The sequence below is a fragment of the Vibrio sp. 1562 genome, from assembly GCF_033340155.1.
Classification (GTDB): domain Bacteria; phylum Pseudomonadota; class Gammaproteobacteria; order Enterobacterales; family Vibrionaceae; genus Vibrio; species Vibrio alginolyticus.
This window is the reverse complement of record NZ_JAWOVY010000021.1, coordinates 1-20,407: the sequence shown is the minus strand read 5'-3', so window position 1 is coordinate 20,407 and position 20,407 is coordinate 1. Positions and strand designations below refer to the sequence as shown.

At 44.3% G+C, this 20,407-nt stretch carries 17 protein-coding genes, 1 tRNA gene and 1 rRNA gene; 12 read left to right on the top strand and 7 right to left on the bottom strand.

Annotated elements, in window-relative coordinates; all coding sequences use genetic code 11:
- Positions 1–111: 111 nt before the first annotated feature.
- From R7Z49_RS18530 to pepA, 4 genes are all read right to left on the bottom strand, one after another.
- On the bottom strand, positions 112–516 hold the full coding sequence (locus R7Z49_RS18530) for a DUF2061 domain-containing protein (protein ID WP_005381078.1): 405 nt from the start codon (positions 514–516) through the stop codon (positions 112–114).
- Between the two features lie 202 nt (positions 517–718).
- A complete protein-coding gene (locus R7Z49_RS18525; RefSeq protein WP_186584637.1) occupies positions 719–3,577 on the bottom strand; it encodes a valine--tRNA ligase in 2,859 nt (952 codons plus the stop codon).
- A 96-nt stretch (positions 3,578–3,673) separates the two neighbouring features.
- Entirely contained in the window at positions 3,674–4,123 is a 450-nt protein-coding gene (locus R7Z49_RS18520) for a DNA polymerase III subunit chi (protein ID WP_031777270.1), read from the bottom strand.
- A gap of 115 nt (positions 4,124–4,238) precedes the next feature.
- Positions 4,239–5,747 carry a leucyl aminopeptidase gene (gene pepA / locus R7Z49_RS18515; RefSeq protein WP_005381073.1) on the bottom strand — a complete coding sequence of 503 codons (1,509 nt, stop codon included), beginning with the start codon at positions 5,745–5,747 and terminating at the stop codon, positions 4,239–4,241.
- Between the two features lie 200 nt (positions 5,748–5,947).
- On the opposite strand from pepA, the gene lptF reads away from it, so the two are divergent.
- Together lptF and lptG are read left to right on the top strand one after the other, a co-directional pair.
- Positions 5,948–7,048 (top strand): LPS export ABC transporter permease LptF, encoded by a 1,101-nt coding sequence (lptF, locus tag R7Z49_RS18510; protein WP_005381072.1) that lies wholly within the window; start codon positions 5,948–5,950, stop codon positions 7,046–7,048.
- A gap of 3 nt (positions 7,049–7,051) precedes the next feature.
- The gene (gene lptG, locus R7Z49_RS18505) at positions 7,052–8,122 is read left to right on the top strand and encodes an LPS export ABC transporter permease LptG (RefSeq protein WP_005381071.1); all 1,071 of its coding nucleotides are present in this window, start codon (positions 7,052–7,054) and stop codon (positions 8,120–8,122) included.
- Between the two features lie 87 nt (positions 8,123–8,209).
- Here lptG and R7Z49_RS18500 read toward each other — a convergent pair whose 3' ends face one another.
- A complete protein-coding gene (locus R7Z49_RS18500; RefSeq protein ID WP_318111913.1) occupies positions 8,210–8,689 on the bottom strand; it encodes an RDD family protein in 480 nt (159 codons plus the stop codon).
- Between the two features lie 184 nt (positions 8,690–8,873).
- Positions 8,874–10,142: a DUF2254 domain-containing protein gene (locus R7Z49_RS18495; RefSeq protein WP_318111912.1), complete on the bottom strand. Its 1,269-nt coding sequence runs from the start codon at positions 10,140–10,142 to the stop codon at positions 8,874–8,876.
- A 227-nt stretch (positions 10,143–10,369) separates the two neighbouring features.
- On the opposite strand from R7Z49_RS18495, the gene R7Z49_RS18490 reads away from it, so the two are divergent.
- The gene (locus tag R7Z49_RS18490) at positions 10,370–11,035 is read left to right on the top strand and encodes an SDR family NAD(P)-dependent oxidoreductase (RefSeq protein WP_053303444.1); all 666 of its coding nucleotides are present in this window, start codon (positions 10,370–10,372) and stop codon (positions 11,033–11,035) included.
- 190 nt (positions 11,036–11,225) lie between these two features.
- Positions 11,226–11,310, top strand: a tRNA-Leu gene (locus R7Z49_RS18485).
- 246 nt (positions 11,311–11,556) lie between these two features.
- On the opposite strand, the gene R7Z49_RS18480 is transcribed toward R7Z49_RS18485, so the two are convergent.
- Positions 11,557–12,840 carry a carbohydrate-binding protein gene (locus R7Z49_RS18480; protein WP_053303443.1) on the bottom strand — a complete coding sequence of 428 codons (1,284 nt, stop codon included), beginning with the start codon at positions 12,838–12,840 and terminating at the stop codon, positions 11,557–11,559.
- Between the two features lie 247 nt (positions 12,841–13,087).
- On the opposite strand from R7Z49_RS18480, the gene R7Z49_RS18475 reads away from it, so the two are divergent.
- The 8 genes from R7Z49_RS18475 to R7Z49_RS18440 all read left to right on the top strand — a co-directional run.
- Positions 13,088–13,393, top strand: a complete 306-nt coding sequence (locus R7Z49_RS18475; protein ID WP_025767645.1) for a PTS sugar transporter subunit IIB — start codon at positions 13,088–13,090, stop codon at positions 13,391–13,393.
- Between the two features lie 88 nt (positions 13,394–13,481).
- A complete protein-coding gene (locus tag R7Z49_RS18470; protein WP_005381064.1) occupies positions 13,482–14,816 on the top strand; it encodes a PTS sugar transporter subunit IIC in 1,335 nt (444 codons plus the stop codon).
- A 51-nt stretch (positions 14,817–14,867) separates the two neighbouring features.
- A complete protein-coding gene (locus tag R7Z49_RS18465; protein WP_031777269.1) occupies positions 14,868–15,179 on the top strand; it encodes a PTS lactose/cellobiose transporter subunit IIA in 312 nt (103 codons plus the stop codon).
- A 12-nt stretch (positions 15,180–15,191) separates the two neighbouring features.
- Positions 15,192–16,514: a 6-phospho-beta-glucosidase gene (locus R7Z49_RS18460; RefSeq protein WP_053303322.1), complete on the top strand. Its 1,323-nt coding sequence runs from the start codon at positions 15,192–15,194 to the stop codon at positions 16,512–16,514.
- 18 nt (positions 16,515–16,532) lie between these two features.
- Positions 16,533–17,288, top strand: coding sequence for a chitin disaccharide deacetylase (gene chbG, locus R7Z49_RS18455; protein WP_053303321.1), 756 nt, complete (start codon positions 16,533–16,535; stop codon positions 17,286–17,288).
- 104 nt (positions 17,289–17,392) lie between these two features.
- Positions 17,393–18,391 (top strand): LacI family DNA-binding transcriptional regulator, encoded by a 999-nt coding sequence (locus R7Z49_RS18450; RefSeq protein ID WP_053303320.1) that lies wholly within the window; start codon positions 17,393–17,395, stop codon positions 18,389–18,391.
- A 130-nt stretch (positions 18,392–18,521) separates the two neighbouring features.
- Complete coding sequence (locus R7Z49_RS18445; protein ID WP_005381029.1) at positions 18,522–19,775, top strand: HD-GYP domain-containing protein; 1,254 nt, start codon at positions 18,522–18,524, stop codon at positions 19,773–19,775.
- A 565-nt stretch (positions 19,776–20,340) separates the two neighbouring features.
- A 16S ribosomal RNA gene (locus tag R7Z49_RS18440) occupies positions 20,341–20,407 on the top strand; the annotation flags it as partial.

The window sequence follows — 20,407 nt, the reverse complement described above, 5'->3', positions numbered from 1 at the left end:
ACTTACCTCTAAAAATAAAGTTGCGCACCGCAACTAAAATAATTGCGGTGCGCAACCTTGTCAATGGTAAATGTCATTTTTCTCGTTAGGAGACGTAGTGAGCCTCCATGTTTAAGCGTGGTGATGTAAACAAAACTGCGGTGCTGGAGCTTTTTCTGATGATTTACGCATCCATACTTTCTCGTGGAAGTAGTAAGCCACCGTGTTCAAACTCGGCTCTAGCATCGCCATTACGCCGCCGACAAATGCATCACCTGTTAGTAAGTAAACCACGGTAAAAGCGACGCTGAAGTGCACGGTCGCAAAGCTTGCGGTTTTTAATTTGGTCATCCACTGACGAGCTTTAAGTGCTGGGACTTTTGCCCATGCCTTTTCATGAAAGTAGAAGGCTACGGTGTTCACTGAAGGCTCAATCATGGCAATTAAACTACCAATTAGAATGTCGCCTGTGAGTACGTAAGCGACACTAAATGCGATAGTAAAATGCAGTGCTGCGAAAGTTAGTGTCTTTTTCATGATAATTACTCAATCGTGTTTGTTTCGATGAGTTCATTATCGATAATAATTCTCATTAATGCTAATGGATGATGAGTATTGTTGCGATAGGGGAAAGCTATTGATGATGGTTTTTGGTGAAAGAGATACAAAAAAGGTTGACCATGATGGCCAACCTTTGGATTCAAAGTGAGAAGTGTGAGTTCTTCTCTTTCACTGAGGCTTAAAGTGCAGCGATCGTTGTCTTCTGCTCTTCTAGCTTAGCTAGTGTCTCTTTGTAGCCTTCAAGCTTCTCACGCTCTTTAGCAACAACAGCTTCAGGTGCTTTCGCTACAAAGCCTTCGTTGCCCAGTTTGCCTTCGATACGCTTGATTTCGCCGTGCGTCTTCTTGATTTCGCCATCTAGACGAGCAAGCTCAGCATCTTTGTCGATCAGACCTGCCATTGGGATCATTAGCTCAGACTTAGCAACCAATGCTGTTGCACACGCTGGCGTTTCTTCGTCAGCAGCAAGTACGCGTACAGATTCTAGTTTCGCTAGAGACATTAGTACTTGTTTGTTTGCTTCTAGACGCGCAGCGTCTTCTGCGTTTGCTGCTTTCAGCATAACGTCAAGCGGCTTACCTGGGTTGATGTCGTATTCAGCACGTAGGTTACGGATGCTGGTAATAAACGCTTTCACCCATTCAATGTCGTCTAGCGCTTCTTGGTTGAAGTTTGCTTCGTCGAATTGAGGCAGTGCTTGAAGCATGATTGTCTCGCCTTCAACACCTTCAACTAGTGGCTTGATGCTTTGCCAGATAGTTTCAGTGATGTAAGGAATCACTGGGTGAGCTAGACGAAGAGTCTTCTCAAGAACCGTGATTAGCGTACGGCGAGTACCACGCTGTTGCGCTTCAGTACCTTTCCATAGAACGGGTTTAGTTAGCTCTAGGTACCAGTCACAGAATTGGTTCCAGATGAATTCGTAAAGCGTGTTAGACGCCATATCTAGACGGAAGTTGTCGATATGGTTGTTGAACGCTTTCGCTGCAAGTTCAAACTGAGACTCGATCCACTTGTCTGCTAGTGAGTATTCAATCTCACCACCGTTGAAGCCACAATCTTGCTCTTCTGTGTTCATCATTACGTAACGGCTTGCGTTCCATAGTTTGTTACAGAAGTTACGGTAACCCTCAAGACGCTTCATGTCCCAGTTGATATCACGACCTGTTGATGCCATTGCTGCAAGAGTGAAACGCAGTGCGTCTGTACCGTATGCTTCGATACCGTTTTCAAACGTCTTACGAGTGTTCTTCTCGATCTTCTTCGCTAGTTGAGGCTGCATCATGTTGCCACAACGCTTCTCTACGAGAGACTCTAGGTCGATACCATCAATCATGTCGATTGGGTCAAGTACGTTACCTTTCGACTTGGACATCTTGTCACCGTTTTCGTCACGGATTAGACCAGTAACGTAAACCGTCTTAAATGGTACTTGTGGTTTGCCGTTTTCGTCTTTCACGAAGTGCATGGTCATCATGATCATGCGCGCAACCCAGAAGAAGATGATGTCGAAACCAGTTACTAGAACGTCTGAAGGGTGGAATACTTTCAGATCGTCAGTTTGCTCTGGCCAACCTTGAGTACCGAACGTCCATAGTGCAGAAGAGAACCACGTATCCAGTACGTCTTCGTCTTGGTGAAGTTCAATGACTGACTCTAGGTTGTTGTTCTTACGAACTTCTTCTTCAGTGCGACCTACGTAAACATTACCTTGGTTGTCGTACCAAGCTGGGATGCGGTGACCCCACCATAGCTGACGAGAGATACACCAGTCTTGAACGTCACGCATCCAAGAGAAGTACATGTTTTCGTATTGCTTAGGAACGAATTGGATGTCGCCGTTTTCTACTGCTTCAACTGCGGTTTTCGCTAGAGGCGCAGTACGTACGTACCATTGGTCAGTTAGCATTGGTTCGATAACCACGCCACCACGGTCGCCGTAAGGAACTTGTAGATCGTGATCTTTCACTTCTTCAAGTAGGCCTAGCTCGTCGAATTCAGCAACGATAGCTTTACGAGCGGCAAAACGCTCCATACCGTGGTATTTAGCTGGTAGCTCAGTGCTGTAAGCGTCGCTTGCTTCGCCGTTAGTGTTGAATACTTCTGCTGAGTCGCGGATGTTCGCGTCGAAAGTCAGAATGTTGATCATTGGTAGCTGGTGGCGCTTACCTACTTCGTAGTCGTTGAAGTCGTGCGCAGGTGTGATTTTCACACAGCCAGTACCTTTTTCCATATCTGCGTGCTCATCGCCCACGATTGGGATGCGACGATCAACGATAGGAAGGATGATTTCTTTACCGATAAGATCTTTGTAACGTGGATCTTCTGGGTTAACTGCAACACCTGTATCGCCTAGCACGGTCTCTGGACGAGTCGTTGCAACAACGATGTAGTCTTTGCCATCCGCTGTTTTTGCGCCATCTGCTAGTGGGTAGCGGAAGTGCCACATGTTGCCTTTAGTGTCTTTGTTCTCTACTTCTAGATCTGAAATCGCTGTGTGTAGCTTTGGATCCCAGTTAACTAGACGCTTACCGCGGTAGATTAGATCGTCTTCGTATAGACGTACGAACACTTCTTGAACGGCGTTAGATAGACCATCGTCCATCGTGAAGCGTTCACGATCCCAGTCTACAGATGCGCCAAGACGACGAAGCTGCTTAGTGATAGTGCCGCCAGATTCGCCTTTCCATTCCCAGATTTTGTCGATAAAAGCTTCACGACCGTAATCGTGTTTTGTTTTGCCTTCTTCTGCAGCGATCTTACGCTCAACAACCATCTGAGTTGCGATACCAGCGTGGTCAGTACCTACTTGCCAAAGGGTGTTTTTACCCTTCATACGTTCACAACGGATAAGCGTATCCATGATCGTATCTTGGAACGCGTGGCCCATGTGTAGGCTACCAGTGACGTTCGGTGGCGGGATCATGATGCTGTATGATTCTTTAGTAGTGTCACCGTGTGGCTTAAAGTAGCCTTTCTCTTCCCAAGTCTGATACAGAGCTTGTTCGATTGAAGTTGGGTTGTATGTCTTTTCCATAGCGCTCTTTTAATGGATACGTTGATGGTTGAATCTTAGTCAATCTTTATAAGTGAGGGATCTTAACAAGATCGCCTTAACTATAAGGATTGACCGTTAAGGATATTGAATTTCGATCGTTTGCAGCTGGTAACCTGCTTGACGGTAAATTTTATATCTTTCTCTTGCGAGTTGTTTAGCTTTTTCTTCGCAGGGCACGAAGTCTACCACTTGAGCAAACTTGTTCGCAAAGGTTGTCTCATTTTCCGCCAAATTAATTACCAGCTGACGGTTCCAATTAGGTTTTACACCTTCATGGCCGATTTCAATGTTGGTGGCGTATTTCGGTCCCTCGCCTACGAGGTTATGTGCCATGAACTTGTCTGCATCAACTTGCCAAAAGGCTTCAGCGAGCTGCTCGGCGTGTGGTTTGTCTTGGCAGTTTAAATACACTTTAGCGCCTTGGCGAGCAAAGTGCTGAGCCAAAAACACGATGTATTCTTCAAAGCCAGCCACCGTTGCTTGCGGGCTCTCTTCGTTAATGATGTAGAAGGTTGCAGTTTGCATCATTCTCTCACTTGCCTTGGGTCTCTTCCTAAGACCATCTTAAGTCCCACTTTCATTTTAGAAAATTAGGATAATAAAAAAGGGCCTTGCGGCCCTTTTAGATTCTGTTCAGAAATTACTCTTCTGTCTCTTGGCCGCTGCGGTTCAAAAGGAATTGGACAAGCATTGAGACAGGACGGCCCGTTGAGCCTTTCGCTGCGCCTGATTTCCACGCGGTACCTGCGATATCGACGTGTGCCCAGTTGTACTTCTTCGCGAACTTAGATAAGAAGCAACCCGCAGTAATTGTGCCACCAGGGCGACCACCAATGTTTGCCATATCCGCAAACGGGCTCTTCAACTGTTCGTGGTACTCGTCTGCCATTGGTAGACGCCATGCACGGTCACTCGCTTGCTCAGAAGCGTTTACTAGCTCATGAGAAAGAGGGTTGTGGTTAGAGATTACGCCGCTGATATGGTGGCCTAGTGCGATAACACAAGCACCAGTTAGCGTTGCAACGTCAACCACGCAGTCTGGTTCGAAACGCTCTACGTAAGTCAGTGCGTCACAAAGAACAAGACGGCCTTCAGCATCCGTGTTCAGAACTTCTACAGTTTGACCAGACATGGTCGTTAGGATGTCACCTGGACGGTAAGCGTTGCTGCCAGGCATGTTTTCACAGCCCGCTAGAACACCAATAACGTTGATTGGTAGGTTTAGCTTCGCTAGCGCTTTCATTGTACCGAATACCGATGCCGCACCACACATGTCGTACTTCATCTCATCCATACCTTCACCCGGCTTTAGAGAGATACCGCCTGAGTCGAAGGTTAGACCTTTACCTACGAGCACAATCGGTTTTGCATCTGAGTCAGGGTTACCTTTGTACTCGATGATAGACATCATAGATTCGTTTTTAGAACCACGGCCTACTGCTAGGTAAGAGGTCATACCCAGTTTTTCCATCTCTTGCTCACCAATAATTTTGGTGGTTACGGTTTCGTAATCGTCCGCTAGACGACGAGCTTGAGAAGCAAGGTAAGCTGGATTAGCTACGTTTGGCGGCATGTTGCCAAGGTCTTTTGAGGCTTTGACACCTGATGCGATAGCAAGGCCATGAGTGATTGCTTTTTCACCCAAGTTCAATTCACGACGCGTTGGTACGTTGAAAACAAGCTTGCGCAGTGGGCGGCGAGTCTCAGGTTTCACGCTCTTGAATTGATTAAATGTGTATAGACCATCTTTAGTCGCTTCTACAGCCTGGCGCACTTTCCAGTATGTATCACGACCCTTAACATGCAGTTCAGTTAGGAAACATACCGCTTCCATTGAGCCTGTCTCGTTAAGTGTGCTGATCGTCTTTTGAATGATTTCCTTGTACTGGCGCTCGCCAAGTTCACGCTCTTTGCCGCAACCGACAAGTAAAACGCGCTCTGACAAAACACCTGGTACTTGATGCAGTAGCAGCATCTGACCAGGTTTACCCTCTAGATCACCACGGCGAAGTAGTGAACTGATGTAACCGTCACTGATTTTATCAAGTTGTTCGGCTACTGGAGAAAGGCGACGTGGTTCAAACACACCAACAACGATACATGCGCTACGTTGTTTCTCTGGACTGCCACTTTTTACACTGAACTCCATGCGTACTCCTACATCCTGAAGACAAATTGCTCTAAATGTTAGATAATGATCGCTTACTTGTTGAATTTTAGCTCCAGACTTACATGCAGAGCTGATTAAGCGACTAACATCTAGTTTATAATTTTTAAAAAAATAAATGGTTCAACGGGAAACTATAGTGATTCGACCAAAAAAACAAGTTTTGTATAGGTAATTTCAGCGTGATTATTGTTAGATATTTGATCCGCGAAACACTCAAGAGCCAATTTGCGATTTTTTTCGTACTTTTTTTGGTGTTTGTAAGCCAGAAATTCATAAGTGTTCTTGCTGATGCTTCTGATGGGGATATTCCTGCTGGATTGATTTTCTCTATTGTTGGTTTGAACATGCCAGCAATGGGTCTGTTAATGCTGCCTTTAAGTCTGTATATCGGCATATTGATCACATTTGGTCGTCTGTATGCAGAGAGCGAAATTGTCGTAATGAACGCGACAGGTATTGGTAATAAATTCTTAGTTCAAGCGGCCTTATACCTAGCGTTGATTACTTCAGCGGTGGCGGCTTTCAATGCGTTGTGGCTATCTCCGTGGTCTCAAGACCGCGTTGAGCAGCTTTATGAGCAGGTAGCGTCAGAAAACAGCGTTGACCTACTTAAAAAAGGTCAGTTCCAAGGTACACCAGACGGTTCATCGGTTGTGTTCATCGATGACATTAAAGACAATACCTTGAGCAACGTTTTTGTTGCGCAGATGCGCCCTCGAGATTCGGTGTTACCGAGTGTGATGTTCTCATCTTCTGGTGAAGTAAAAGAGCTTTCGGACGGTCGTCAGATCATCACTATGAAAGAAGGTACGCGTTATGAAGGTGTGCCTACTCGCGTTGAATATATGATCACGAAATTCGATGAATACGAAGGTGTTATCGGCCAACGTGAGGTCAAAAAGAAAGGGCGAGACTGGGAAGCATACCCAACGGTTGACTTGATAGGTCACCCAGATCCAGAGGCGCAAGCGGAGCTACAATGGCGAATTTCGTTATTTGTGTGTATTCCACTCTTAACGATGCTCGTTATTCCTTTGTCTGCGGTGAATCCGCGTCAGGGACGGTTTGCCAAAATGGGGCCTGCGATTCTGATCTACCTAGCGTATTTCTTGGCGATCAGTGCAACCAAATCTGCATTAGAAGATGGTGACATCCCGGCTGCTATTGGTATGTGGCCAATCAATGCGATGTTGCTGATTGTTGCTATCATGGCGAATATGATGGACAGCGTTGCTGCTAGACGAATAAAAGACAAATTCCGCAAGAAGAGGCTCGCGTAAGCTGTGTTCAAAATATTAGACCTTTACATCGGTAGAACCATCATCTCTACCACTGCCTTGGTTTTAGCGACGTTTGTTGGCTTATCGGGCATCATCAAATATGTAGAACAGCTACGTAAAGTTGGGCGAGGTGTGTACGACCTCACTCATGCGTTGTACTTTGTGTTACTCAGTGTGCCGCGTGATATCGAAATGTTCTTTCCAATGGCGGCATTACTCGGTGCCCTGATCGGCTTAGGTATGTTGGCTTCAAGCTCTGAGCTTGTGGTGATGCAAGCTGCTGGTTTCTCTAAGCTGGATATCGGGTTATCGGTACTCAAAACGGCCGTCCCGCTCATGATTGTTGTTATGGCGTTAGGTCAATGGGGCGCTCCTGAGGCCCAGAAGATGGCCCGTGACTTACGTGCGTTTGCGATATCAGGTGGTAGCATTGTGTCTGTGCGCTCAGGTGTGTGGGCTCGTGATGCAAACGACTTTATCTTTATCGGTAAAGTCGAAGACGACAAACTTTATGCTTTAAATATGTGGCGTTTTGATGATGATAAGAATCTACAAAAAGTTATTTTCGCCGAAGAAGTCGACTACCAACAAGATAACAACTGGCTGATGCGTTACGTACAAATTACGGACATGGAAAATGAAAACGTAATTTCAAAGCAAGACATCGAACAGATGGAGTGGCACACCTCTTTGGCACCAGATAAGCTAGCTGTGGTGACCGTGAAGCCAGAAGAACTGTCACTGAGCGGTTTGTATGATTATGTGACTTACCTAAAAGCATCGGAACAAGATGCATCTCGCTATGAGTTGGCGTTTTGGCGTAAGTTGACTCAGCCGCTTTCAATTGCTGTGATGATGTTAATGGCGCTATCTTTTGTTTTCGGTCCACTCAGAAGCGTGACCATGGGGGCAAGGGTATTGTCGGGCGTGGTTGCCGGGTTTACTTTTTACATATCCAGTGAGTTCTTTGGCCCATTAAGCTTGGTGTATGGCATATCCCCAGTGTTTGGTGCTTTGGCCCCGAGTTTGGTGTTCTTAGCTATTGCGATTGCACTGCTACGAAGAAAGCTATAACTGAAGCATCATCGAATAAACCAAGTTTTACCGAACCAAATGTAAAAGGAAGGCATTACGCCTTCCTTTTTTGTGTTCCTAGACAAGTTAGTTTGCCTTCGGTAATACAACAACCTCTGTTTTGGCCCAAATGTCGTGGAAACCACGTTTCTTCGGATCAATCGGTACAGTCAGATTTGCCAAGCCAAAGCCAGATGTCGAAATACGAATTAGAGCTTGAGTTACCGTAATTGGTGCACCGTCTTTGGCATTGCGAACTCGAAGCTTCCAAGCGCGCATCCCAAGAGTTTGTCCTGCTCGCGTCCAGAAGAACACAAAGAAATATATCCACACACCCGCAAGATAAAGTGTAAATAGAGGGCTCAATGCAGGGTGCTTTCCGAGCATATCTGCGGCATCAGCGTACTCGCCATAGCTCAACAATCCTGCTGCATTTAGTGCAAACACAACGGCCATAACAATACCAGCGGCCATCATTTCAATTGCGATAATAATCAATGTGTCGTAAATCAACGCTGCAAGTCGACGAAAGAGACCTGCAGGTGGAAGAGTTGTAGACGTTGTCATTATTCCATCACTTACCTTAAAAATTGTGCGTCAGAATATAGATTCCCTCACCAAGAGAAAAGAGACCTAACGCACAGAGTCTTTAATTGTGTATAAACGAAGAGACTTTTCTGCCCTACGTTATCAGCACATGTCATGATACACGAGGCCGTGCAGCAATATGTTTCAACTGAATTCGACTCTCTTAACCATTGGCTTTTTGGTCTGTGACCAGATTAGATAGCTGAGAGAGTTGGTGTTTCTCATCTTCGGTATAATGTTGGCTTAATGAAAGCTCTAAAGCTTTTTCTGACAGCTTGATTGCTGGTGACAAAAATAACTTAGGGTGCATACTAGAGAGAGCTAGCAAGGCCTTTTGTAGGCGAATCTGTATTTGGAGTTGCGCTGCACCATCGTGTGCTATCGGCAAAAAGACATCATCAAACAAATCCTGGTAGCTCAATGCGGGCACAAATAGTCTAGGATATCGAGTTTTGGCTGGCGGCTCACTGAGTAGGTCTCCCCATAATGAAAGTGCTCGTACAGAACGCCCAAGAACGTCAATCGCGGTGCCATTATCATTTACAGCCGGAGATAGTGCTCGTGAGGCGATTTCCGCCATAACGACTAAACCAAAGCGAGGGTCCTGATCATATGAACGCTCCGTTCGAATCGTGAAGGCTGCCGTTACTTCGCTTTCGTCTGGCAATTCTCCACAAACCCAAGCCAATGGTTGACCTACGTACACAAAACTTCCCGGTTGTCGCTCAAGGTAGATGGTGCATTGGTTTGCTTCAGCAATACTATCGAGGTGATGCATATCAACATGCTGTAAGTAGCCAATTTCTTGGCTCAAAATAGGTTTACTTCCTCTGGGCTTATGCTCTGGGTGGCTCCATGGGTGAGCACCTAGCCAGCGCTCTTTGCCCCGTTTTCTTATCGCATCTAACAAGGCTTGCTCTACGTATGAAGTGGTTTCACTGACCCTTCCTAGTACGGAAAGGTGCTGAATCCAACGTAGCAGAGTGAGTATGATCATCACGATTACGGCGATAGTCACGATGAATAGATAAATTTGTGCTTGTTGATGATAGGCCCCAATACCTAGCGCGATAATTCCTACCAAACTAAATAGAAAAGAGCCAAGAAAGGTTGCTAAGGCATTTTGTGTTGTGCTGTCTTCCATCAACAGTTTTGTCGCTCGCGGCGTTACCCCTGCACTAGCGGCACTGTACGCTGAGACCATAATATTGAGAGAGAATGTAGTCACTGCAAGCATGGAGGTTGCGAGGATATTTAATATGTTGTTCAACAAATCCTTGCTGACGTTGATGACAGGGGGCAGAGTAATGAACTGGTTTAAAACAATCGACATTAAGGCGGTAGCAACAGCTAGTAATGCGTAGAGTGACGTCCGGACCCACAGTTTTCGTGTCATCTGTTTCAGTAACCACTGCCATTTTGACCCAGTCATTCTTTGCTCCTATTCAGTTCTCACTAGAAAGTCGATAGAAAATTCAGAAAGTTATTCTTGCTTAAGCATAGGTTAAATGCCCGTCGTTCTGCTTGATATTTCATGCATCACGAAAGTAAGAAAGCTGCTTGCTTCAAAGAATGGTGCTCTTGAGGTGTGAATTACCACGATTCTGTTACCTTAATTGATAGATGAATTAAAAGTATGTGATTGAAAAGAGGTAGCGCATGATTGTAATTACAGGTGCAAGTAGCGGCTTAGGGGCGGAACTAGCAAAGCGTTATGATGCGGAAGGCAAAGAGACGTATGTAATAGGAAGAAATACAGAAAAACTATCCGCACTAGCAAAACAACTCTCTCATAACGTTGGTTATCAAGCTTGCAACCTCTCATTGCACCAAAATGTGAAACAGCTCTTTGATGGGGTGAAACAGTCCCCTGAAATGGTCATTCATAGTGCGGGAAGTGGTTATTTTGGCTTACTGGAAGAGCAGGAGCCGAAAGAGATTCAAAAGTTGATTGATAACAACCTGAATTCTGCGATTCATGTGCTAAGAGAGTTAGTAAAGCGTTACAAAGATCATCCAATAAAAGTGGTCATGATCATGTCCACAGCCGCGCAACAACCTAAAGCGCAAGAGTCTACGTATTGTGCAGTGAAATGGGCCATCAAAGGATTAATTGAGTCGGTTCGTTTGGAGCTAAAAGGAAAACCTATGAAAATTATCGCGGTTTATCCTGGTGGAATGGATACGGAATTCTGGAAAACAAGTGGCAATACGATGGACACGAGTCACTTCATGCAAGCAGAAGATGCCGCAGAGATGCTCCATAATGCGTTGTCGAGCATTGGGAATGGTTATGTTTCTGATATTACAGTGAATAGAACTTAAAAAGAGTTTCGTATACTCATTTTCATCTGGAAGAGTAGTAGAAAATGGAGCGTACGTTTCTTATGAGTACAGCTTTGTCACACTTTGTGGCGAAATTATCAGCAAACGATAGTTATTTAAGGTATTTCTGCTTGCGCAGGTCAAAAGCTTACGTATAATGCCAACCATCAAAGGGCAATAGCCCAAAGATGCCGGTGTGGTGAAATTGGTATACACGACGGATTCAAAATCCGTTGCCTTCGGGCGTGGCGGTTCAAGTCCGCCCACCGGTACCATATTAGAAAGGTCGCTTTTATAGCGGCCTTTCGTCGTTTTAGGTGTTCGTAAATATCAAAAGAAAGTTAGCGTTGCCTTCGCGGTGGCGGCAGGAATGCCAGTCCAATCAACTCCGTCCACCGGTACCATATTTTAAGACAGAGCCTCGATGAAAGTCGGGGCTTTGTTGTATCTGGATCTTCAAAACAAAAAAGCGCGAGGGGTATGCCTCGCGCAAACTACTACATGGTGATAGTAAGAACAGCCTATAGAGCTGTGAACAAGGTATTCTGAGTGTTCGGAGTCCAGTCTGCTTGGGACACGTGCGGTACATCAACTAGATAACGCAAACCTTGATAAGTCACCACATCACCTTGTTTATAGGAAACATTCTGAGTCCAGTTAGTGGCTGGGTCTGCATTTGTCCAAAGGCTAGAGGTTGGAGATGGTGCCCAATCTTGTTGCGCAGTATGGTTTGTTACAGCCTGGTATACAGTACCTAGGTGTAAGACGTAATCGCCAGCGTCGTAGTTATGACCAACTTGCCAGTTCGGTGTGTAGTTATCCATTGTGTCGAAGTCATAACCCGCTTGTTTTGCTAACTGTATAAACTTAGCGAGCTTAGGTAGGTTTTGCGTTGCACCCATGCCACGCTTACCATCTTCAAATAGGAACTCGTGAGTTAATACGATAACTTTATCGGCGTGTAAAGGTGTACCACATGGGAACTCTTGAGCTTTGGAGTTGATCGGGTTAATCGTTGTTGGTGCACAAGTGTTTAACGCGGAATCCACATATCCAAGAAATGCTTCTGCTTCTGTAAGGCTGTTTGCTGGCATTTCAATGCCCCAATTTTCGGGTGCCCAGTCCACATCCCAACCGTGAGTTTGATAGCCGTTATTCGCTAGGATATTTTGAACCTCGATAGCTGCTTTTACACTGTTGGATGGGTTGGATGTATCGCATACATATCCTGGTTCCCAAGGTTTCAGGTCATCAGACGTGGCACATAACCCATCTGCTTTGAAGTCTTTCGTCACGCGCCAACCGTTGGTGTAGGGCAGTCTAGCAAACTCTGTTGCCTTGTAGTTCGGGTAGCTTGTAATGTTCGGCAAATACTTTGCTAACACAGATAAGTTTTCCGTAAACATTGAGGCATCGTAAACAGGGTCTTGATACGAGTTAAGCTGGTGGTCCCCGGTCGCATTACACTCCGCAGCACTGTTCGGTCCAAACTCATCCACGCAGTTGTGCACCATGTGATCGTAACTGTGGTTCGCAACAATATGACCAGTGTCTAATGTGAGCTTTAAGGCTTCTAGGGAACGGTCTTCATTCTCATCACCAATTCCATCTAAATGCCAAGCATTAAAGTAAAACGTCGCTTTGATATCTTCCTGGTTAAGTACTTGAATAACGTCAATAGATGCATTGATTGGGCCATCATCAAACGTTAGATAAATTGTGCCTTTAGAGTCGGTTTGAGCAAATGAGTGTTGTGATAGTGCGGCACTTACAAGCGTTGCAATAGCCAATTTATTAAATTTCATTCTCTATTCCTTTTAAGAAATTAATAACGACGTTGTCAGTAGTAAAATATTGATAATTTGAAACTTAATGTGATGTCTTAAATTATTTTATGACTTTTATCCTAGACCTAAATAATTATAAAAAAATAGGTGGTATTTTCTAAATTGGGATTGTGTTCACGAATAATGCAACCGGTTGCGCTTTTTTGTCTTGGTTATTTTTGCTACAGTTTTTGCAGGTTGAAATTTACACAACGGGAGTAAGGCTATGAAAAAGATCCTTTTATGCTGTAGCGCAGGGATGTCAACCAGTATGCTTGTTAAGAAAATGGAGCAAGCTGCTGAAAATAAAGGAATTGAATGCAAAATTGATGCGATGTCAGTGAATGCATTTGAAGATGCAATTAAAGAGTACGATGTTTGTCTTCTCGGGCCTCAAGTACGTTTTCAGCTAGAAGAGCTAAGAAAAACGGCGCAAGAGCATGGTAAAAACATTGACGCGATTTCTCCTCAGCATTATGGAATGATGAAGGGAGAGGAAGTACTAGAGCAAGCATTAGAATTAATTAACTAAACCATAGTTTTAAATTAAAAAAGATAACTGTACATCAAATATAAATATTTGATGCGGGATTCTTTTGCCTAAAATAAGGATGGATTCTATGAAGCTTTATGACGCAATTATAGGCGCAGTCGAAAAGCATATAGCCCCTATAGCAGCTAAAGTGGGGAATCAGCCCCATGTTCGCGCAATGAGAGACGGTTTTATTGTCGCAATGCCGTTTATTATTGTTGGTAGTTTCATTTTGATTTTTGCATTCCCCCCATTTGCCGAAGATACAACCTTTACTTTTGGTCGAATTTGGCTCGATTTCGCCACTACACATTTTGATACCATAATGATGCCCTACAACATGTCGATGGGGATCATGACCATTTTTGTTTCGCTGGGCGTTGCTTATAGTTTAGCGAAGGCTTACAAGATGGATGGGATCACGAGTGCTGTATTGTCACTAATGTCTTTTTTACTCATAGCGGCCCCAGCTAAAGATGGCGCTTTGTCTATGTCTCACATGGGCGGAACCGGGATCTTCACCGCAGTGATGTGTGCATTTTTCTCGGTGGAGCTCTACCGTTTTATGAAAAAGCACAATATTACGATTCGCATGCCAGAGCAGGTGCCACCGGCGATTGCGCGATCATTTGAAGTATTGCTACCAGTCTTAGCGATATTCATTACCTTATATCCACTTAGCCTTTTCGTACAAACCCAGTACGACATGCTGATTCCAGATGCTGTTATGGCTATCTTTAAACCGCTAATTAGTGCGTCTAACTCATTGCCTGCCATTATTGGCGCTTTATTGCTTTGCCAGCTGCTTTGGTTTGCGGGTATTCATGGTGCTGCAATTGTTGTTGGACTGCTTTCTCCAATCTTTTTGACCAACATTGGTGCCAACATTGAAGCCTTTGTTGCAGGTGAACCGATTCCAAACGTATTTACTCAACCGTTCTGGGATTTTTACATCTTTATTGGCGGCTCTGGTGCAACACTTGCTCTTGTTATGCTGATGTCGTTTAGCCGTTCTGTTCACCTTAAGAGCATTGGTCGAATGAGTGCGGTGCCTGGCTTTTTCCAAATCAACGAACCAGTGATCTTCGGTAGCCCAGTTGTGATGAACCCGACCTTGTTTATCCCGTTCGTCTTCGCTCCAGTCATCAACGCTACGATTGCGTATTTTGCTGTGCATGTCGGCTTTGTGGGTATGGGTGTCGCTACAACACCTTGGACAACACCGGCACTGATAGGTGCTTCGTGGGGTAGCGGTTGGACCTTTGCGCCAGTATTGCTCGTCATTGGTTTATTAATTCTTGATCTAATCATCTACTTCCCATTCTTCAAAATGTTTGAGAAGCAAATGTTGGAGCAAGAACTACCAACGACGAAGGAAACTAAAGGTGACACGCAGCCGTCAGGCGAAGGCGTTACTGCTTAACTGTGCTTAATGGGCCGCAATTACCGCGGCCCGATTTTCGGAGAGAAAATGATGGAACAAGAATTGGTTGTAATGGAGATCATTTGCAATGCTGGTGAAGCCAGAAGTTTAAGCTACGAGGCATTGCGTTTATCTCGAGAACAAGATTTTGAAGCGGCTGATGAGAAGCTCTCTCAAGCAAGAGAGTGCATTAATAAAGCCCACTTAATACAGACTCAGCTTATTGAAGAAGATCAGGGAGAAGGGAAAGTCCCGATGACGTTAGTGATGGTGCATGCTCAAGATCACCTAATGACTACGATTTTGGCTCAAGAGATGGCTGTAGAAATCGTCGCACTGAACAAAAAAATCTCGAACAAATAAAGGGGGATGAAAATGTCTAGAGAGGCGATCAAACTTGCCATTATTGGCGGTGGTAGTAGCTATACCCCGGAATTGGTTGAAGGGGTTATTAAGCGCTTAGAATATTTACCCGTTAGGAAGATTCATTTTGTGGACATTGAGTCAGGAGCTGAGAAGCTTGAGATCATCAAAGGATTGGCTCAGCGAATGGTCGATAAAGCCGGAGCAAAAATTGAGATAAAAGCCAGTTTCGATCGCCGTGCTGCGATAAAAGATGCGGATTTTGTGATGACGCAGTTTCGTGTTGGTGGCCTTGCTGCACGCGCTAACGATGAGCGAATCCCAATCAAGTACGACGTCATCGGCCAAGAAACAACGGGCCCTGGTGGTTTTGCTAAAGCACTGCGAACCATTCCGGTCATTCTTGATATCTGTAAAGACATTGAAGAGTTGGCTCCAAACGCATGGATGCTCAATTTCACCAACCCAGCGGGTTTAGTTTCCGAAGCGGTCAGTAAGTACACCAAAGTAAAGAGTATTGGTTTATGCAATGTGCCCGTTTCAATGGAAATGATGATTGCAGAAATGATGGAGTGCGAGCCAAAAGAGCTACAACTTGAGTTTGCTGGGTTAAACCATCTCGTGTGGGTACACAAAGCATGGCTCAATGGGGAAGATATTACTCAAACGGTATTAGAGAAAGTCGGTGATGGTGCCAACTTCAGTATGAAGAATATCTGGGAAGAGCCGTGGGATCCTGCATTTCTAAAAGCACTGGGGGCGATACCATGTCCTTATCATCGCTACTTCTACCAAACTGATGCCATGCTTGCTGAAGAGAAACAAAGTGCCGATGAAAAAGGCACTCGTGCTGAGCAGGTAATGGAAACAGAAAATGCGCTATTTAAGCTCTATCAAGATCCTACCCTCGATCATAAGCCGAAAGAGTTAGAGGAGCGGGGTGGTGCTTATTATTCTGATGCATCACTGAACCTAGTTGATTCAATTTATAACAATCGTAATAGTATTCATGTTGTTAACGTTTTAAATAATGGAGCGATCAACGGCCTACCTGACGATGCTGTGATTGAATGTAGTGCGGTGATTGGTAGCTGGGGGGCGAAACCTCTTGCGGTTGGCGAGTTGTCAAACAATATCAAAGGATTACTCTATCAAGTTAAAGCGTATGAGCAGCTAACAATAGAAGCTGCTGTCGAAGGTAATTATGACAAGGCGCTTATGGCATTAACCAATAACCCATTGGTGCCTGACATTGGCCGCGCCAAGTCAATCCTGGATGATATTCTGGCGGTGAACGCTCCGTATTTACCTCAATTTAAACTAACGACGTTGTAAGACTAAGGAAGGGCGCCGATGAAAGTCATTTTTAATGCTGATGATTTTGGTTTAACGAGAGGTGTAAATAACGGCATCGTTAAAGCTCATCGGCAAGGTGTGGTTCATTCAACCACCATGATGGTGGGTATGGATGCTGAGCAACATGCCTTAGAACTAGCTCGCCATAATCCAGACTTGAAAGTTGGCGTTCATCTTAGGTTTACAGCAGGTGTGCCTATAACGAAGCATCGTAACTTGACTAACGGCCGAGCGCACTTTATCAACTATGACGAACTTTGGAGTAAGCAGGACTTCGAAACTCAGGTCGTTTATGATGAAGCAAAAGCTCAGGTGGAACATTTTTTATCGCTTGGGTTAGAGCTAAGCCACTTAGATAGCCATCATCACGCGCATACTCACCCTCAAATTTTGCCCGTTATTAAAGAAGTAGCGAATGAATACCGAGTGCCACTGCGGGGCACTGGCTTGTGTCAAGAATCGATGACAATCAGGTATATCTTTACTGATGAGTTTTATGATCAAAAAGTGAGCTTGGATGGCTTAATGGCACATCTATTGAGCTTAAAAGCTGACTATGACTTGGTTGAGGTGATGTGCCACCCGGCAGAGGCCGATCAGGCGCTTATCTTAAAGAGTGGCTATGTGCTTCAGCGAGAGCTAGAGTTACAAGTTCTTACCTCTCCCATTTTAAAAGAACAGTTAGCTCATCATGGTATAACTGTCACGGATTACTCTGAGCTTGTTTCTACCAATCAAATGGTCGGTGTATGATTAAAGGCTGCCAGCTTCGCCCCCTATAGCACCTTACGAATTGCTGGCAGCCGTTCTACACAAACGAATATTTAATAACAATTGCAGTTGGACCCAATAGCATTATGGCCAGGATTAAAGATGTAGCCGAACTCGCCGGTGTAAATCGCTCTACCGTTTCTCGAATTATTAATGGAGAGGGGAAATTTCGCGAGGAAACTCGAAAAAAAGTAGAGCAAGCTATGGCGCAATTGAATTATCGTCCTAGTGCAATTGCTCGTTCACTCGCAACCTCATCCAGTAATATGGTTGGGTTATTGGTGACTTACTATACGGGGGGCTTCTTTGGCGAGATGATGGAGCAGGTTCAGACCGAGCTGGATATTCATAAGAAGTTTTTGATTACAGCTCAAGGCCATCATTCTGCACAAGGTGAAAAAGAGGCAATTCAGCGTTTTAATGATTTACGTTGTGACGGCTATGTACTTCATAGTCGTTATTTGTCAGATGATGACTTACGTGAACTAGCTAAACAGCCAACACCTTTCGTTCTCCTGGATCGCTACGTGGAAGGAATAGAAGAGCGTTGTGTTACCTTTAACCATCATCATGCAAGTCGTATTGCCGTTGAGCACCTTTTAGCTGGTGCTCATCGAAAGATTGCTTGTATTGCCGGTCCATCCCAACGTCATAACAGTGTATTGAGAAAGCTTGGGTATATTGATGCAATGAAGGATGCTGGTATAGATATTGATGAAAGCTGGTGTGAAGAAGGGAATTATGGCCGGCAAAGTGGTTATGATGCAATGGCTGCAATTTTACAACGACACCCTGATGTGACGGCTGTCTTTTCGTGCAGTGAAGAAATGACGGTTGGCGCAATGCAGTACTTACACGAGCACAGTATTTCTGTACCAGAGCAAATCTCATTAACTAGCTTTGACAGTGTTGATCTTTGTGAAAGTCTTTACCCTACAGTATCAGCAGTGCACTTTCCTATCAGTGACATGGCCCGTGTAGCGGTACAAACGTTAATGGGACTAGTCAAAGATCAAGAAGTAATAGACAAGCCAGTGTTCGAGGCCAAGCTTAAAATACGCAAAGCAGATCGCTCCTTAAAGTAGCTTACTTCTATCTAATTAAGTGAGTCGCTTAGAAATAACGGTTTGATGTTTTGATAGTTACTGATGAATTTATTCACAAAATTTACTAGTATTCTAACTCTCTTAAGAAATATAAATCAGTAGTGAATAAGTGGCAGCCATTAAACTAACGGTCGATCGTATTCAACCCGGACTACATATCCGTCTTCCGCTAAAGTGGAACGATCACCCCTTTCTACTCAATAGCTTTAAGATTAAAGACCAAGAGCAAGTCGAGATGATCCGCCACCTCGGCGTAAAGTTCGTTTACTTTAATCCAGAGCAAAGCGATGCCGTTCCACTCCCTGTTGATCAAAGACAAGCTGACAGAGTAACAAATGAAGCGTCGTTAGATCATGAAACTCAAAAAATGTGGCAAGAAAAACAGAACCGCATAGAGAAGTTAAGTGCATACCGTCGACGCGTGATTCAGTGTGAAAAAGAGTTTGAGCGCTCTCTGGCACGTATGCGTTCAGTCATGACTAAAATCCGTAACCGTCCGACAGCAGCAGTTGATGAAGCAAAGCTTCTTATTGAAGATATCGTCGAGAAGTTAATGTGCGATGATAATGTTACGTTACATCTGATGAACGGAAAAAATGAGTTTGAAGATATTTATTTCCACTCATTGAACGTGGCTGTTATCTCGATGATGATTGGCCGTGCTAAAGGGTACTCAGCAGCACAGTTGAAAGAGCTTTCCTTCTCCGCACTATTCCATGATATCGGGAAAATAAAAATCCCGACTGCAATATTAAGAAAGCAACTACCTCTAACAGAGCCAGAAACCAACTACTTAAAGTTGCACACTAAATATGGCGTCGATCTTGCGAGTCAAATCGAGGCTTTTCCCGAAGTCGCGAGAATTGTGATCGCGCAGCACCATGAGCTAAGAGATGGGTCTGGTTATCCTAAAGGCCTGAAAGGAGATGAGATCAACGAGTTTGCTCAAATTATTGCTGTAGCCAATGCGTTTGATAACTTGTGTCATACCCCGATAGTCTCAGACCAAAAGATTCCTTATACCGCACTCTCTCATTTATATAAGAACTGTAAACACCTATATAAAGAAGAGAACCTGAACATCCTAATTAAGTTTATGGGCGTGTTTCCTCCGGGTACCGTAGTTCAGCTTTCTAATAATATGGTCGGCCTGGTTATCTCAGTGAATGCATCGCATTTATTATTCCCGAATGTCTTGGTTTACGATCCATCAGTACCAAGGACGCAAGCGCCAATCATTGATCTTGCGTCAAAAGATATAAAGATAGTTAACGCGATTCATCCGTCAAAATTACCGGATAAAGTAAAAGAGTATCTAAATCCGCGTTCGCGTATTTCTTATTTCTTTGATAGCGATGAGTAGTTATCCACAGCTTTTTGTGGGTAAATTGTATAAATCCTGAGTGTTATTTCTGGGTAATTTTGGGGTTGGATGGAAAGTATCCATTTGGCATGTTTTTTTAGAAAAAATGCATTTTTAGTATTGCCAAAGAAAATCTTCTCCCTATAATGCGCATCCATCGACACGGCAGACGTCACAAGGCTTCAGCAGGGTCGAAGAGGTAAAAAGCTTCTACAAAAAATTAGTTTAAAAAAGTGTTTGACACTAACAACTAAATCGCTAGAATGCACCTCCGCTTTGAGAGAAAAACTTCTCGCAAAGCAAGCTCTTTAACAATATAGACCTATCAATCTGTGTGGGCACTCGTTGATGATAATCCAATTAGATATTTCTTTCTTAACGGAAAGCGGTATCAAATTAGGTTTCAATGAAACGAAGTGACCATTCGAATTGGGAAGCAGCCTTGAGCTGTTTTGTTTTACTTTTTCAAAAGTAAAAACCAATAAGAGCACAGTCAATTCAAACATTACTTCTGCTATTTATTAGCGAAAGGAATGTTCAGTATTCATTGAGCCGACAAAATCTTAAATTGAAGAGTTTGATCATGGCTCAGATTGAACGCTGGCGGCAGGCCTAACACATGCAAGTCGAGC

Bases quoted from the DNA above. Each gene is read 5' to 3' on its own strand.
- R7Z49_RS18475 (WP_025767645.1), top strand. From the start codon at position 13,088: ATGAAAAAGATCCTTTTATGCTGTAGCGCAGGGATGTCAACCAGTATG.
- R7Z49_RS18480 (WP_053303443.1), bottom strand. From the start codon at position 12,840: ATGAAATTTAATAAATTGGCTATTGCAACGCTTGTAAGTGCCGCACTA.
- R7Z49_RS18450 (WP_053303320.1), top strand. From the start codon at position 17,393: ATGGCCAGGATTAAAGATGTAGCCGAACTCGCCGGTGTAAATCGCTCT.
- R7Z49_RS18465 (WP_031777269.1), top strand. From the start codon at position 14,868: ATGGAACAAGAATTGGTTGTAATGGAGATCATTTGCAATGCTGGTGAA.
- R7Z49_RS18520 (WP_031777270.1), bottom strand. From the start codon at position 4,123: ATGCAAACTGCAACCTTCTACATCATTAACGAAGAGAGCCCGCAAGCA.
- R7Z49_RS18470 (WP_005381064.1), top strand. From the start codon at position 13,482: ATGAAGCTTTATGACGCAATTATAGGCGCAGTCGAAAAGCATATAGCC.
- chbG (WP_053303321.1), top strand. From the start codon at position 16,533: ATGAAAGTCATTTTTAATGCTGATGATTTTGGTTTAACGAGAGGTGTA.
- R7Z49_RS18530 (WP_005381078.1), bottom strand. From the start codon at position 516: ATGAAAAAGACACTAACTTTCGCAGCACTGCATTTTACTATCGCATTT.
- R7Z49_RS18460 (WP_053303322.1), top strand. From the start codon at position 15,192: ATGTCTAGAGAGGCGATCAAACTTGCCATTATTGGCGGTGGTAGTAGC.
- R7Z49_RS18525 (WP_186584637.1), bottom strand. From the start codon at position 3,577: ATGGAAAAGACATACAACCCAACTTCAATCGAACAAGCTCTGTATCAG.
- R7Z49_RS18500 (WP_318111913.1), bottom strand. From the start codon at position 8,689: ATGACAACGTCTACAACTCTTCCACCTGCAGGTCTCTTTCGTCGACTT.
- R7Z49_RS18490 (WP_053303444.1), top strand. From the start codon at position 10,370: ATGATTGTAATTACAGGTGCAAGTAGCGGCTTAGGGGCGGAACTAGCA.
- pepA (WP_005381073.1), bottom strand. From the start codon at position 5,747: ATGGAGTTCAGTGTAAAAAGTGGCAGTCCAGAGAAACAACGTAGCGCA.
- R7Z49_RS18495 (WP_318111912.1), bottom strand. From the start codon at position 10,142: ATGACTGGGTCAAAATGGCAGTGGTTACTGAAACAGATGACACGAAAA.